This window comes from Labilibaculum filiforme (assembly GCF_002843315.1).
Lineage (GTDB): Bacteria > Bacteroidota > Bacteroidia > Bacteroidales > Marinifilaceae > Labilibaculum > Labilibaculum filiforme.
The window spans coordinates 22,910-37,496 of sequence record NZ_MVDD01000010.1 but is presented as its reverse complement, the minus strand read 5'-3'; the positions used below and the strand labels follow the sequence as shown (position 1 = coordinate 37,496).

General features: G+C 34.3%; 14 protein-coding genes. 6 read left to right on the top strand and 8 right to left on the bottom strand.

Features of this window, described 5'->3' with window-relative positions:
- Positions 1-52 precede the first annotated feature (52 nt).
- Positions 53-2,029 (bottom strand): ATP-binding protein, encoded by a 1,977-nt coding sequence (locus BZG02_RS13785; RefSeq protein ID WP_101262029.1) that lies wholly within the window; start codon positions 2,027-2,029, stop codon positions 53-55.
- A gap of 157 nt (positions 2,030-2,186) precedes the next feature.
- On the bottom strand, positions 2,187-2,402 hold the full coding sequence (locus BZG02_RS13780) for a DUF5808 domain-containing protein (protein WP_218972244.1): 216 nt from the start codon (positions 2,400-2,402) through the stop codon (positions 2,187-2,189).
- A gap of 204 nt (positions 2,403-2,606) precedes the next feature.
- On the opposite strand from BZG02_RS13780, the gene rarD reads away from it, so the two are divergent.
- Positions 2,607-3,509 (top strand): EamA family transporter RarD, encoded by a 903-nt coding sequence (gene rarD / locus BZG02_RS13775; protein WP_101262028.1) that lies wholly within the window; start codon positions 2,607-2,609, stop codon positions 3,507-3,509.
- Between the two features lie 130 nt (positions 3,510-3,639).
- Here rarD and BZG02_RS13770 read toward each other — a convergent pair whose 3' ends face one another.
- Positions 3,640-4,410, bottom strand: coding sequence for a transporter (locus BZG02_RS13770; protein WP_101262027.1), 771 nt, complete (start codon positions 4,408-4,410; stop codon positions 3,640-3,642).
- Between the two features lie 17 nt (positions 4,411-4,427).
- Positions 4,428-4,655, bottom strand: a complete 228-nt coding sequence (locus BZG02_RS13765; protein WP_101262026.1) for a putative signal transducing protein — start codon at positions 4,653-4,655, stop codon at positions 4,428-4,430.
- A gap of 530 nt (positions 4,656-5,185) precedes the next feature.
- On the opposite strand from BZG02_RS13765, the gene BZG02_RS13760 reads away from it, so the two are divergent.
- The 5 genes from BZG02_RS13760 to BZG02_RS13740 all read left to right on the top strand — a co-directional run bounded on the left by BZG02_RS13760 (position 5,186) and on the right by BZG02_RS13740 (position 8,945).
- Positions 5,186-5,560: a response regulator gene (locus BZG02_RS13760; protein ID WP_101262025.1), complete on the top strand. Its 375-nt coding sequence runs from the start codon at positions 5,186-5,188 to the stop codon at positions 5,558-5,560.
- A 224-nt stretch (positions 5,561-5,784) separates the two neighbouring features.
- A complete protein-coding gene (locus BZG02_RS13755; RefSeq protein ID WP_101262024.1) occupies positions 5,785-6,642 on the top strand; it encodes an alpha/beta fold hydrolase in 858 nt (285 codons plus the stop codon).
- A 78-nt stretch (positions 6,643-6,720) separates the two neighbouring features.
- Positions 6,721-7,176: a methionine-R-sulfoxide reductase gene (locus tag BZG02_RS13750; protein WP_101262023.1), complete on the top strand. Its 456-nt coding sequence runs from the start codon at positions 6,721-6,723 to the stop codon at positions 7,174-7,176.
- Between the two features lie 322 nt (positions 7,177-7,498).
- Entirely contained in the window at positions 7,499-8,104 is a 606-nt protein-coding gene (locus BZG02_RS13745; protein WP_101262022.1) for a MarC family protein, read from the top strand.
- 100 nt (positions 8,105-8,204) lie between these two features.
- The gene (locus tag BZG02_RS13740; protein WP_101262021.1) at positions 8,205-8,945 is read left to right on the top strand and encodes a sulfite exporter TauE/SafE family protein; all 741 of its coding nucleotides are present in this window, start codon (positions 8,205-8,207) and stop codon (positions 8,943-8,945) included.
- A 118-nt stretch (positions 8,946-9,063) separates the two neighbouring features.
- On the opposite strand, the gene BZG02_RS13735 is transcribed toward BZG02_RS13740, so the two are convergent.
- From BZG02_RS13735 to BZG02_RS13720, 4 genes are all read right to left on the bottom strand, one after another.
- On the bottom strand, positions 9,064-11,529 hold the full coding sequence (locus tag BZG02_RS13735; protein ID WP_101262020.1) for a TonB-dependent receptor: 2,466 nt from the start codon (positions 11,527-11,529) through the stop codon (positions 9,064-9,066).
- A 420-nt stretch (positions 11,530-11,949) separates the two neighbouring features.
- Entirely contained in the window at positions 11,950-12,804 is an 855-nt protein-coding gene (locus tag BZG02_RS13730) for a patatin-like phospholipase family protein (RefSeq protein WP_101262019.1), read from the bottom strand.
- A gap of 17 nt (positions 12,805-12,821) precedes the next feature.
- Positions 12,822-13,556: a lysophospholipid acyltransferase family protein gene (locus BZG02_RS13725; RefSeq protein WP_101262018.1), complete on the bottom strand. Its 735-nt coding sequence runs from the start codon at positions 13,554-13,556 to the stop codon at positions 12,822-12,824.
- A 151-nt stretch (positions 13,557-13,707) separates the two neighbouring features.
- Positions 13,708-14,403 (bottom strand): SIMPL domain-containing protein, encoded by a 696-nt coding sequence (locus BZG02_RS13720; RefSeq protein ID WP_101262017.1) that lies wholly within the window; start codon positions 14,401-14,403, stop codon positions 13,708-13,710.
- Positions 14,404-14,587: the final 184 nt, after the last annotated feature.

Genomic DNA, 14,587 nt, shown 5'->3' with positions numbered 1-14,587 from the left:
TCCTTCAAAAACAAGGTTCATATTCCTAATAGCTTATTAGTTCGCTAATTTGCTACAGGCTGTCTGCTTTTTCAAAAGGGAATTTAATCTCGAAACTAGTTCCTTTGCCTAACTTACTTTTCACCCCGATAGTTCCTTTGTGAATTCGAATTAAATCGGCACAAATACTTAAGCCTAAACCGGTACCTTGTTCTTTATGCAAACCTATAGTACTAGTCGTTGTTTTTGCATTATCAAACAAACTATCCACAATATCTTCCGACATTCCTATTCCATTATCTTTTACTGTAATTTTAACAAAGGAATTTGTTCTTTGAGCATGTAATTGAATTAAACCTCCCTCGTTTGTAAATTTTATGGCATTCGAAATTAAATTAATTAAGATCGTTCTTAGAATATCAGCATCGGCCAAAATTTCTTCCTCAATTAAATTAGTGAATTCCATTTTCACTTGGTAGCGTTGTTGCTCCAAATCAAAAAAACCAGCTAACTCCCCAAACAGCCAATTTAATTTTAAAGGACTTGATTTAAATGTAATAGCCCCTGTTTGTGACCGAGACCAATCCAACAAATTGGTAAGTAACTTAAGCCCCTCTTTAGAAGATTGATTCATATAGCTCGTAAAAGTCTCCACATTCTCATACTTCCCTTCTTTAACCTCTTCCAATAACAACTCACTAAATCCAATTAATGAATTAAATGGATTTCTTAAATCGTGCGAAATCACCGAAAACAATTTATCCTTTGTTTGATTTATTTGCGCCAACTTAAGATTTATTTTCCGATGTGATTGATAACGCCAATATAGAACCAAGGCAATTACCAACATTAAAATGAGAATAATCACCAAATATCTCTCCTGAATTTTTCGGGATTCCAACTCCTGCTCTGTCTCCGATAGCGTTTGATGCATGGAAAATCTATTCTGCATCTCATCAATAATCTCAAACTGATGAATAGAAAGAATTGAATCATATACGATTGAAAAGTTTTTATACGTCTCAATCGCCATATCCTGATCTCCAATAATTTGATAAAGTTCAGCAAATGCGTTATGTACTTCAAGTATCTTGGTATTTAATCCTAATCGATTTGCGATACTCAATGCTTTTTGCAGATTGAACTCTGCTTCCGCTCTTTTATTTTCATGAGCATAAATCAAGGCAATCCCAATATAATCATCCACTAATCCAAAATCAAAATTTCGTTCTTGATTTAACTGCAGCGCTTTCTGGTAATATTTATAGGCTTTACTATACTCTTTTTTAAGAATGAATATATTGGCAATACCATGTAAACAGAAAGCAGTATATCTAGCATTTCCCGAGCCAATACTTTTTTCATAAGCCTTTTGATAAGAAAGCATTGCCTCATCAATATTTCCTATTGCCTCGTAGGTACGTGCCATTTCAAGAGTAACTGAACCAACTCCTAATTCTTGTCCCAGCTCCTTCCATGCCACTAATGCAGTTTCAAAATAATCAAAAGCTAAATCGTAATTTTTTTTCTCACGATACACCAAACCTAAGTTTACGCAAGCGTAAGATATTCCAGCAGTATGATTTAGCTTCTCGAATAATTGTAATGAATTTTCGGCAAATTCTAAAGCCAAGGGTAAATTTCCAGTCAATAAATATAAGTCGCCTAAATTATTATAGGAATAAGCTAGTTGTACCGAGTCTTTTTCTTGCAAACTATACTCCAATGATCTATGTAAGAAGGGGATTGCCTCCTTTGTTTTGTACAGATAGTGCAATTGAACAACTCCAAGATAACCATACAGTTTCGGAAACTCCTTTCTTAAATTATGTTTGATTGCCAAATTCAACGCCTGTTGTCCGATAATAATTGCAGAATCGGAATTAGATTCTCTTAAGCTCCAGCACTGTTCCTCTAATAACCTTACCTTTTCTGTAATTTCAACCTCCGAAAAAAGTTCCGATACTGTTTTACCACCCGATTGTGCAAATACAGACAATGAAGTAAAAAGAATTAAGATAGAAATAATAAAATAAGGGAGTCGTATCATCTAAATGTTCGATTAAAAGGCGCAAATATAAAACAAATTGATATGGAGTAATTGGGATAACACGATTTTAAATAGACTTTTTAACTTGTACAATTCAAAATAATCATCCTCCATACAAATCAGGATATTATAAAAATATGGAAATATAGATATAAAGCTATAATAATATTTGAGAACCTACAATTAGAAGCACAATAACGATAATCGTAATAAATGCATATGGACTCGCGAAATTAAATGTCCATCCCAACATCGGATCGTATTTTGGAACCATTAATCGGGAATCTTTTCGATTGCAATAAAATGGCCCATGCCAGTTAGCCAAATCCTTACTCATTGTGTCTAAAATGTGCTGATCTAGTTTCTTTTTCATGGTAAGTAATTTATAGAAATTAAGTACGGATGAACTAACACTTCCATCGGTTTAAAACAAATATAAATAATTAAGAGCAGTATGAACGGAACAAATCATGTGAATTAGTAGCCTTTTTACAATAAAATCAATACAATGCAAATAGCTAGTTATCGGTTTTTAATTACTTTTGCCAACTATAATTTATTATACATTTAAATTTCTATGGACGATACAAAGAATATTACAATGGGCTACATATATGCCATTCAAGCTTTTTTTGCTTGGGGAATTCTGCCAATATTCTGGAAATTACTTTCCGATGTTCCTGCAATAGAAATTTTAGCCCATCGAATTTTTTGGTCCTATATTTTTCTTATGATTTTACTATTTATCAGTAAAAGAAAAAATGTATGGAATTTATTAAAACAAAAAAAATCTCGCAACAGCTTAATTATCTCCTCTCTGCTTATTGGTGTAAATTGGGGACTATTTATTTATGCCGTTAACACCAATCAAATTGTTGAGGCAAGCTTGGGATATTACATCAATCCTATTGTAAATGTGACACTTGGCATGCTTATTCTCGATGAAAAATTAGACAAACTTAAATATATTGCTGTACTAATTGCCTCTATAGCTGTTATTTACTTAACCATTGATTACGGTAAATTCCCTTGGATCTCTATTCTTTTAGCCTGTTCCTTTGGATTATATGGTCTCACAAAAAAAACTGCAGGAATTGAAGCTGTACCTGCCTTAGCAATAGAGACCTTCCTGCTAGCTCCTTTTGCTCTCGGATTTATTATCTACAAAGTAGGAACAGGAAGCGGAGCTTTATTTACGGGCACTATTTCCACATCCATTTATTTAATACTAACTGGCATTGTAACCACCCTGCCTTTATATTGGTTTGCAAAAGGTGCACAACGAATACCATTATCTGCATTAGGATTTATGCAGTACATCGGACCAACCCTTATGTTACTAATTGGTGTACTATTGTACGATGAACCATTTAGATACGAACAAATCACTGCCTTTAGTTTAATTTGGATAGCCTTAATTTTGTACACAACATCTATAATTCGGAATACAAGAAAAAAAACCAAATTAATAAAAACCTGATTCTCTAGTTTAAAGTTCCAATTTTTGCAAATCAAATGTATATTTCCAATCGTACGTTTAACCTACAAAAAAAAGCTTGCTCAGTGATTCTGAACAAGCTTTCTTCTGAATTGATGTATGCAATACCCTATTAAGGCATTCTAATTGATAAGCCTAAGCTAACAAAAAAATCTGGAGAAACCTTACTTAATCCAATTCCTGTTGCGAAATCGAGTTGCAAATCCTCATTTACAGAGTAAGTCATTCCCGCATCCCAACGATGATCATTTTTACCATCTTTAGGCAGAAAACCGTATAATTCTGCAAAAGCACCTAGCTTTTCCGATAAACTCATTCCAATTACAGCAGTATAAACTCCTACCGCTGTATTACCAGCTTCAGCACCACTCCAAGCCACTCCTAAATTAGCACCTAGCGACATTGCTTCATTTAGTGAATATTCCCCATTCACTCGAAAATCTGCACCTAAATATTTATTTTCATACACGTTTGCTCCTGTGTTTGGAAGGGAGAAAGTAGTCATTAAAGCTAATTTTGGCAACCCTTCGCTTTCCTCATTTAATTGGAATTTTGCACCAACAACAATGGGAGCAAATCCACTTTCATCAAAACTACCTCCATCAAATGAAATATTTGTACCTAAATAGGCAAGTCCTAATCGAAGTTCTATTTTCTCACAAAGTCCATATCGAACTAAAGTTGAATTATAAGTGGTATTGTTAATATCAGAATTGTATCGTTCAAACGAAAATCCGGTTTCTATTTGAAATCCATTCAAAGTAACAATACTTGCCGATTCCGTTTGATCCGGTCGGTCCGTTACCATGGGAGCCTTTTCCTGCGCTATTAACCATCCTGATAGTAGCATGGCAACAGCAAAAAGAGTAAGTGTTTTTTTCATCTTTCTTAAAATTCTGATTATTTTTTTTGTAATTCTGCAATACAATTTCTAGCCGATTCAACATCAGAATCGGCAACTAGCAACTCAACAGAATCAGGAACACCGCCTAATCCAACTATGGTACCCGAACTAAATTCATCCTTCCATAAAGAAGAAATCCCAAGTTCCTCTAGTCTTTCCTTATAATATTGCACGTCAATGATCGATCCTATAAATACGCAGGTTAATTCGTTTCCGTCAGTCATAGTAAGTGTTATTTTTAAAATTTATGTTTTCTAAACCGAAGATATGGAAAACTTTTCACATTCCTATTTTCCATCTCTTTAAAAACAAAGAATAAAATGGCTAAAATACTTTACCTCCACCTTAACCCCTTATTGTTTGCTATAATAGTTTTACACGTGAACTAAAAACCTCTTCATATAATACATTCATCCAGTTTACGATTCAAATTCTATTCACCCACCCCAATAACAGGAATCGAAAAAGAAAAATTAACAGGTTTGAAAAAATAAACTGAATAAACACCATTCAAATATTACAAATTATTAGATATAATACTCTTATTTTATTTTTCTTAGAAAAGAAATGATTAAAATATCATTATTATTAAAAAGCCTTCACCTAACGCTTTCATATTGCCTATCAAGTCCTTACCTCGACATACCTCCTAAAAAACCACAAAGAACTACTATTTAATTTGATGCATATATTAAATTTGATTTCGATAGCTCGAAAAGATATTTTACATTTGAGAGAATAAATAGATATTTATATGAATAAGGTAGCGAACAAACTTATACTGGTTGTTGAAGACGAAGAATTCAACAAAATATATTTTGAAGAATTACTAAATCAGATTCATTGTAACGTGTTAATTGCCAGCAATGGAGTCGAAGCTGTTGATATTTGCGAGAAAAACGATAAGATCGATCTAGTTCTAATGGATATAAAAATGCCACTAATGGATGGCTACGAAGCAACGAAAAAAATAAAAAAAATAAGACCCAACCTACCAATTATCGCTCAAACCGCATTCGCTCTCCTTGGAGATAAAAACAAATCCTTAGAAAACGGCTGCGATGATTATATCGCCAAACCCGTAAAAAAAGATGCCTTAATTCAATTAATTAGAAAACATCTCGCCTAAGTTATTTCATCTTCATATTTATTGTATTTAATTCACAAAACTTCTTGTTGTTAGTAATGAACTGACTTCTATTTCCGCATCTCCTTTTCTATTACATCCAACACCCCCCACCACTCCAACTCTCTTAGCAATCAATAATTTAAGAATTTATAACACTTGCAAGCTTGCAATTAAGACTAAAATGTATTTTATTACAAGCAAGTGAAATTTTAATCGCTAGGAAGATGAGGAGATGGATTAAAAAGTTGTTGTATGTTTTTGGCTTTACGATACTAATACTAATTGGAATTGGGTTTGTATTGCTTCAGAAAATAAGAAATGAATTCGATAACCAAACTGTTCTAAAAGAGTTAAATAATCGAAATATTTTTCCTCGAAGCGAAATGATTCCTTACGACAAATATCAAATTCACACTAACTATATAGGTGATTTATCCAAACCAAAAGTTCTATTAATACATGGATCTCCAGGTTTCTGGTTCGACTTTAAAAATATTTTTGCGGATAAAACACTTCAAAAAGAATACTGTATTATCTCCTACGACCGTCCTGGCTATGGCAAAACTACTGTTCCTGCAAAAAAACGACTAAGCGATCAGGCAAAAGTATTGGCTAGTGTTCTGAACCACTATGGCCAAGTAAACGAGAAATTTACTCTCGTAGGACATTCTTATGGCGGAGCAGTGCTCGAACAAACAATTCTCGATTTTCAAAATAAAATTAGTCATGCCATATATCTAGCTCCCTGCTTATCGCCAAAATTTCAAAAAGCAAAATGGTATAATTTAATGATATCGGGAAAAATAACGAATAAATTTATCCCCTACGAATTGCAAAACAGCAATATCGAAATGATGGCTTTGGAAGAGGATTTAAGTAAAAATGAAAGGCGATTACACGAAATAAGTATCCCAACCAGTTATATACAAGGGAAAAAGGATTTTTTAGTGCCTTTTCAAACACAAGCCTACTATCTTAAATTTCATAAAAACGTGAATTATATTCTACTTGATGATGTAAACCACTTTATTCCATGGTCGAATCCAGAATTAATAATTCAAGCAATTAAAGAACAAATTTAACCAATAGACATCGTAAATTTTGAACTGATTATTTTTTCAACTAACTTTAGAATCATTCAAAATAAGGAGGGCAAATATATGAAGAAATGTATCATTTTACTTGGACTAATCCTATTTGTTAGTAGTAACCAATTCGCACAAAAAGCAATGACAAAAGATAATTATAGGGTGCTTAGCGCAGATGAAAAAAGAGTAATTATAGATAAAGGAACTGAGTATCCGGGAACCGGAAAATATTTAAATAATAAAGCAAAAGGAGTATACACCTGTAAGCAATGCAATGCTGAATTATACCGATCGAATAGTAAATTTGAATCGAATTGTGGCTGGCCTAGCTTCGACGATGAAATTGAAGGTGCTGTAAAACGAATTACCGATGCCGATGGCAGGCGAACTGAAATTGTTTGTGCTAATTGCAACGGACATTTGGGCCATGTTTTTATTGGAGAAGGCTTTACACAAAAAAATACCCGCCATTGTGTAAATAGTATCTCTCTAAATTTCGTTCCATTAGAAACATCTAATGAGAAATAAAAAATATCTTGACTAGTCCTAAAGACCTACCACTTGTAGGTCTTTTTTTTGCTCCAACTACTAAGAGTGCCTCTTTCTTTTAAAATTTCTCGTTCAACTTAGAGCCAATCTCAAAAAAAAATATACCTTCGCGAAAGTTTAAATTTTAAACACAACCACTATTCTTTTGTTTTATTTTTAACAATTATATTGATTGTGCATTTATTTTTAACAAAAATAGTTTACTTAAAAGAAAAATCGCGACTATACAACTTACACAATCGATCAATTAATTTGTAAGTTTAACCAAAATCTATTGTTACAATTCCAAAATTTTATTGTTATGAATTTCAATATCATCCAAATTATCACCTCATCCATGGTTCTTTTTGCAGTAATCGATATTATTGGATCTATTCCAATCATTTTAGATTTGCAGAAAAAAGGAGGTAAAATTGAAGCATTAAAAGCGACCATAGTTGCTCTAATTGTACTAATCGCCTTTACTTTTTTAGGACAAAAACTGCTTGGATTATTTGGAGTTGACATTTCGAGTTTCGCTATTGCTGGTTCATTTATCCTATTTATAATGGGAGTAGAAATGGCTCTAGGTATCGAAATTATTAAATACGATGGTCCAAGTGGTGTTTCCATAGTTCCTATTGCTTTCCCCTTGGTTGCCGGTGCAGGATCCTTTACTACAGTACTAGCCTTACGTGCAGAATATGCGATGGAAAATTTAATTGTAGCCATTGTATTAAATATGATATTTGTTTACATCGTATTGCGATCCACTAATATTGTTGAGCGTTTTTTAGGAGAAGGAGGCATTCATGTAATGCGTAAAGTTTTTGGAATCATATTACTAGCTATTTCGGTAAAACTATTCATGACAAACGTAGCAATTCAAATACATTCCTTATTCCCTTTCTTAAGGGAGGTTTTATAACATTTTCTGAAAGGTAGTTTTAAGATTATTTAACGCCCAATTTTATTGTATATCCACTAACTTTGTATCATTCACATACAGATTCTTAATTGGGTTTTCCATGCACGACATTACTATCATTCAAATCATTCTTTGTGGTATCGTTATCCTTTCAGCTGCATTTATTAAAGGAATGACCGGCTTTGGATTTGCACTACTTGCAGTTCCTTTTCTCTCTTTTATATTCCCAATGCAGGTATTAGTGCCTGCCATGAGTTTGTTCAATTTAATTACGAGTTTAGTAATTCTATTTAAGTTACAGGAAAAAATAAAAGCCTACTACTTTATCCCTATGTTTATTGCCAGCCTGGGAGGAATTCCTTTAGGTATTTATGCCTTGGAGTATGTAAGCAGCGATACATTGCGACTAATAACAGGAGTTCTAATTATCCTGTTCTCGATACAGATGGTAGGGAAAGTAAAATTGGCCAAGCGATTTATAAATTTTCCAATTGTTTTTGCTGGATTTATTAGTGGCGTTCTTAATAGTGCCATATCTGTTGGAGGGCCTCCATTGGTAATTGCTATGAATAGAAAAGGCTATGAAAAAGAACGATTTAGAGGCGTATTTGCCTGGTTCAGTACCTTTTCTGCCTTCTTTACTACGGCAGCTTTTTTAATGAAAGGAATGATAGAAATGGAATCGGTAAACCTGGCTCTTTTTTGCCTTCCCATTCTATTTTTCGGATCACATATTGGAGCTAAATTTTCTGGAAAAATTGAGCCGGATAAGTTCAGAAAAATAGTCATTGGAATTAATATTGTAACAGGATCCTTTATTGTGATTTCCTCTCTTATTTAATACTTATCTGCTTCGGTTTTTAACCGGATTCAAAACTAAATATAAATTGGTAGTAGGACATAAAAAAAAACTCACGAAATATTTTCCGTGAGTTTCTTCCTTATTTCGTTAATCGTTATTACATCTCAAATTCTTCTACATCAACTCCACCTTCAGATCCACCTCTTTCACGTTTGGTTTTGTAGTTATTTATTTTAAAACTTAGTTTCAAATTAAAGCTTGGTGATTTATGATTAAACTGGCTAAAGTTGTAAAAGTTATCTCCTTCATACAATGTTTCGTGTTTTGCCGTTCCGAATATATCTTTAACCTGGAAGGTAGCAGATAGCTTGCGCTTCAAAAAATCTCGCTTTAAAGCTGCTGAAGTTGTAAAAAAGCCTTTTCGCTCCCCTTGAGCCCATTTTGTATCCGACTGATAATTCGCCGTAAACTGCAATCTAGTATTCATATCTACTATTACTGTAGAGTTATTTCTAACGCTCCAGTTATAACTTTTAGTAGAAAAATCCTGATAAGTATCCTCATTAGCAGCATTGGTAATGGTAAAATCGCCTTCCTCTTTATAATGGTAAAAGTTACCAATTAAATCATTTTTAAAGGATTTGCCAAAAGATAAGTTTATGGTTGCTTCTATCCCCAAAGAATAATCATTTCCTACATTAACCGAAGTACTTTTCATTACATTCCCCTGCTCTTCCCAAGGATATCGAACCCGTTCTATTTTATTGTGTGTTACCTTATAATAAGTTTCGAAAGAAACAGACTGATCGCCAAAACGTTTCATATAACCCAACTCATAGGAGTCGATATATTCTGGATCTAAATCGGGATTTCCCTGTCGAACATTATAGGCATCGGTCCAGGTAACAAAAGGTTCCAAATAGTAGCCACGAGGACGCTGAATACGTCGAGTATAACTTGCCATTACCTGATTATCTGAACCTAAATCCATTTGAGTATGTATGGTTGGAAAGAAATCCCAACGCTTAATCGTAAACTTCTCTGCCCCATCAATAAAATCAATTTTTCGATTGGTATACTCCGATCGAAAACCAAGTTGATAACCAAAACTTCCAAATTTAGCAGCATAAGTAGAATACAAACCATGCACTTGCTGATCGTAAGTTACATCGTGACTATACAATGGTTGTGGCTCGTATCCACCTCCAACAACAAAATCCTCTTGCTTTGTATCTGCTTCGCTAGAACGAATCTGACCTTGGTATCCGAATTCAAACTTTGCATCCTCGCCCAATGGTAAGGTATAGTCGGAACGAATTTCCCATCTGGTTCCTGGTCCATCTTCTATAGCAATTTTTCCCTGCATTTGTTCCCCATTGGCATCAAACAACTCGTTCGTGGAACGCTCGTCGCCACTTCCGCGATGCGAATAACTTACCTGAGACGCCAATTGATGTCCTTTTCCACTAAATTTCCGGATGTATGAAAAGTCGGTATTCACAAAAGTCATTTCCTTCTTCCAAAGATCCCTACTATCGTAGGACGTTATTTCTGGATTTTCAGAATCAAACTCCTGGTAATCAAGCACTGAACCTCGTTCCATGTCTCTGTTTCCAAATCGGAAACCAAAAGAGAAGGTGTTTTTGTCATTCATATCAAAATCAAAACCAGTACGAATACCATATCCCGTACGATTCATAACCGATTCTCCATCGGATAAAACAGAACTTGTTGCACCATTAAAAGTGGTTCTATTTTCGGTTTTACTAGTCCCTTCAAACTGACGGTTATCGTAATCTAAACCAAAATTCCAATTCCATTTCTTTTTGCGGTAGTTAATTAAAATGTCGCCACTTCGGTTTTCCTGACTACCTACCGATAAATTTACCACTCCATTTAATCCGTTTTCGGTATTCTTTTTGGTGATAATATTAATGATACCTGCTGTTCCTTCAGGATCGTATTTCGCAGATGGGTTGGTAATAATTTCGATATTCTCAATTACACTTGCAGGCATTTGCTGTAAAATATCCGAAGCATCTAAAATGGAAGGTTTACCGTCTACCAAAACGGTAAAGTTTGAATTCCCTCTAAGACTCACATTCCCCTCAATATCAACACTAACCGAAGGGACGTTTTCTAAAACATCTACTGCTGTTCCGCTAGCCGCAGTAATTTGGCGACTCACCGGAATTACCTTTTTATCGATCTGATATTGAACTGGAGCACGCTCCGAAGTTACTACAACCTCGCTTAATGCCTCGCTCGACTGTCGCAAATTCACCACTTTTAAATCAGCCAAATTATGACCTTTATCAATAGGAATATTTCGAACTGCCGCTTTATTATATCCAATAAAAGAAACCTCTACATAGTATTTTCCGGGCTTCAACTTTTTAAGTTCAAAAGCACCTTTTTCATCGGTAATAGTTCCATCAATAAGGCTTGAGTCGGCCATATTGTAAACAGAAACGGTTGCATATTCTACAGGAGTATCCAAAGCACTGTCCATAACAAGACCCTTTATTACTCCACCTTTTATTTCCGGTTTTACCACCGGTTCTACTGCCTTAGTCGAAATTACAAATAAGCTAAAGCAGATTAGAAGAATTAATCTATTCATTAAGGTTGATTATAAGTTTCACAAAATTATCTACACAAACATACTATTCATAAACTTAAAACATTCACAAAAATCGGATTTTAGATTTTCGTTAACATTTCGGGGATCAAAAAGTATATTCGCACGATTTCAGTACTCTTAAGACAACAGAATAGATAAAAGGTTTAATGATAAAAATTATTTATACGGTTTTTTTTTCCTTCAAGCTCATTAGTAATTGAGAATAGAGGATTAAGTTATTTATCCCTGTTTTCCGACCAACATTTATTTATCCCTTGCGGAAAAATAACCATACGCCTGTTTCATTGATTTTGCAAAGTCATATCCACCAGATGGAACTATTTATAAGGTTAAAACATTGTGGAAAAAAATATTGGCTTGTGATCCTATTTAGCTTGAATGATAGTAAATGAGGTAAGTTTACTGCAACGATTGCCACTTTTCGATTGCAATTCGTCCCATTTCCCGTCCTAACTCATAATCATTTACCAAAGTGGCATAATCTTGAGTAAATCGTTTGGTTTTAAAATTTTCGGGAGGACAAACATCCAAAATTTGAAGATTTTCCGGTGGATTTTGAATGAAATCGATAGATGAATTATAGTTATTTGGCCGATTTGACAAGGCTTTTACCAAGCCTGGATGCTTTCTAAAAAGGAACGCTCCCAATTTTGATTCCATTCCTTTTTTCATCCGAAAAGAACTGGGACGAGAACGAATCACCATAATTTTGTTTGCTCCTTTTTCTACAGCTCGATGAATTGGAATAGGTGCAGAAACACCTCCATCGGATACGATTTGATTGTCTATTTTTAGAAAATTGCGATAAAACAAGGGAACTGTGCAACTAGCTTTCATTACATGGCTAATAGTTTCTGCATTGGGCTTAATAAAAACCGATCGACCATCGGCGTTCATAGTAACACCAATTTCGAAATCAGATTTATTGGCAAATAGCACCTCCAAATTTATTGGTAATTCGCGGGAAGTAATTTCCCACGACCAATCCAAATCCATTAAATGACCACCTCTCACAAACTTCTTCCAACTAATATATTCTGGTCGCAAAGAATAATCGGTGAACATTTTAAAATTTCGCTCTTTTTGCATCGAAAGGTAAGCCGCTGCATTTACAGCACCCGCAGAAACACCCAAAACCGTATGAAACGGATTAAAGTCCATTTCAATGAAGTAATCCAAAACACCAGCAGCAAAAATGCCACGCATGGCTCCTCCTTCTACCACCAATGCTGTTTTTGTATATTGCTTACCCATTGAATTTTAGCTCCTGTTTATTGATTCAATTCTTTCTTGATTAAAGTCTCCACCATTTCGGTTAGTTCTATTGCCGTATATCCTGCAGGCTCGATTGGCTCCAAAACTTTGTAAGCCACTTTAGCACCCAAGCTTAATGGAAACATGCCTTTTTCTTCAATTTTATAATTTCCATCGACTACAAAAGGCACTATTAACGCATTCGGTGCCGCTTTAAGTAAAGTCTCTATTCCACCCGCTTTAAAGGGTTTCATTACACCTGTTTTACTTCTTGTTCCCTCGGGAAAAATACTGGCTGCATAATTGTGTTTTGCAATTAACTCGCCCAATTTATATATTTCTGGTATTGCCTGAGCTCTATTCTTTCTGTCGATTAAAGCAGCGCCCGAATGACGAAGATTATAAGATACGCTTGGAATGTTTTTAGCCAATTCCTTTTTGGAAATAAACTTTGGATGGTGTTTCCTAAAAATCCAGACAATGGGAGGAATATCGTAAACTCCCTGATGATTTGAAATGATAATTAATGGTCGATCGGTTGGCAAATTAACTTTAGGCAAAGAAGTGATACGTACCCCTAGAAAAAAAACCACACGCATTAAAAAAAAGTTTAAAACATCTACTGAAGTTTTGTGCGCCTGATATCCAAACAGCTTCCGACAAATTACCTGTACCGGATGAAAAATAACCAGCAACAATAGGAAGAGGATGTAGAATACACAGCTGAGAATATAAGATAAGATCTTGATCATTTATATTAATTTGTTTTTTTATTTCTCCACAAAAGAACAAAAAAATCATTTATTGATAAAGGCTTGTTGAAAAAATTGATGAATTCCCAGAATAAAAAAAAGATCCCTATTTACATAAAGGGATCTTCGTTGTATTTGTGCGTTTCATCCGTTATTCCAAAGCAAAGCTAATCATTACAGAATATTCCAATTTTATCTTCTGAAAATCAAGATCAGGCATTTCCATATCGGATGCGTAACCTTCACTTTTTACCCGCATCATTGTATTTGCCATTTGTCGACCATAAGGAGATGAAATTTCATTAATATAAATGGCTTTCCCAACTTTTTGACCAATTGCCTCGGCCAATGCTACTGCTTTTTCTTTTCCGGCAATAACCGCATTTATTTTGACCTGCTTGCGAAACTTTTCAATTTCGGAATGATCTACCCTAACAATACTAATATTCGATATTTTAATTTTATCCAACTCCACAAACACCTTTCCTAATGTTTTTGAATCGTGCACCAACAATTCAAAATCTTTCGATTTCTTCATATCGGAACGTTTGATAAAATAGCTATTCAAATTACCTGCAACATCGGATACAGAAAGTTGTTTTTCCAGATTGATCCCCGCTTTTTTCAAAGCCACAAACATTTCCTTTTCTAAAACCTCAACACTTTCCTTGTTCTTGGTATCCATCTCATCCAAATGGATATTTAGGTAAATCTCATCTGGCACTACTTCCAATTCTGCCAATCCCTTTACTTCGATGTAATTTTGATCGATAAAGTTTTTTTGTGCCTGTGCCAATGCACTACAGCTTAGGAAAACAGCCAACAATACAATTACATTTCTTTTCATTTGTTTTTATTTATTTGTGTGTATACTCAGATAATTTACAATGTTTTTGTAAGCAAATACCATGCTAAACCGTATTCTTTATCTTCAGATGATGAAAATTAGTAAGTATAGTTGCGTTCTCGACTGCTTTTTTCGGTAAAACTATATGCTTTTAGGTAGAAAGCCTTTCTAAATTTAAATATAA

Excerpts from the sequence above, each read along its gene's own strand:
- BZG02_RS13755 (WP_101262024.1), top strand. The coding sequence starts at position 5,785 with ATGAGGAGATGGATTAAAAAGTTGTTGTATGTTTTTGGCTTTACGATA.
- rarD (WP_101262028.1), top strand. The coding sequence starts at position 2,607 with ATGGACGATACAAAGAATATTACAATGGGCTACATATATGCCATTCAA.
- BZG02_RS13750 (WP_101262023.1), top strand. The coding sequence starts at position 6,721 with ATGAAGAAATGTATCATTTTACTTGGACTAATCCTATTTGTTAGTAGT.
- BZG02_RS13730 (WP_101262019.1), bottom strand. The coding sequence starts at position 12,804 with ATGGGTAAGCAATATACAAAAACAGCATTGGTGGTAGAAGGAGGAGCC.
- BZG02_RS13725 (WP_101262018.1), bottom strand. The coding sequence starts at position 13,556 with ATGATCAAGATCTTATCTTATATTCTCAGCTGTGTATTCTACATCCTC.
- BZG02_RS13780 (WP_218972244.1), bottom strand. The coding sequence starts at position 2,402 with ATGAAAAAGAAACTAGATCAGCACATTTTAGACACAATGAGTAAGGAT.
- BZG02_RS13720 (WP_101262017.1), bottom strand. The coding sequence starts at position 14,403 with ATGAAAAGAAATGTAATTGTATTGTTGGCTGTTTTCCTAAGCTGTAGT.
- BZG02_RS13785 (WP_101262029.1), bottom strand. The coding sequence starts at position 2,029 with ATGATACGACTCCCTTATTTTATTATTTCTATCTTAATTCTTTTTACT.
- BZG02_RS13740 (WP_101262021.1), top strand. The coding sequence starts at position 8,205 with ATGCACGACATTACTATCATTCAAATCATTCTTTGTGGTATCGTTATC.
- BZG02_RS13760 (WP_101262025.1), top strand. The coding sequence starts at position 5,186 with ATGAATAAGGTAGCGAACAAACTTATACTGGTTGTTGAAGACGAAGAA.
- BZG02_RS13765 (WP_101262026.1), bottom strand. The coding sequence starts at position 4,655 with ATGACTGACGGAAACGAATTAACCTGCGTATTTATAGGATCGATCATT.
- BZG02_RS13770 (WP_101262027.1), bottom strand. The coding sequence starts at position 4,410 with ATGAAAAAAACACTTACTCTTTTTGCTGTTGCCATGCTACTATCAGGA.
- BZG02_RS13735 (WP_101262020.1), bottom strand. The coding sequence starts at position 11,529 with ATGAATAGATTAATTCTTCTAATCTGCTTTAGCTTATTTGTAATTTCG.
- BZG02_RS13745 (WP_101262022.1), top strand. The coding sequence starts at position 7,499 with ATGAATTTCAATATCATCCAAATTATCACCTCATCCATGGTTCTTTTT.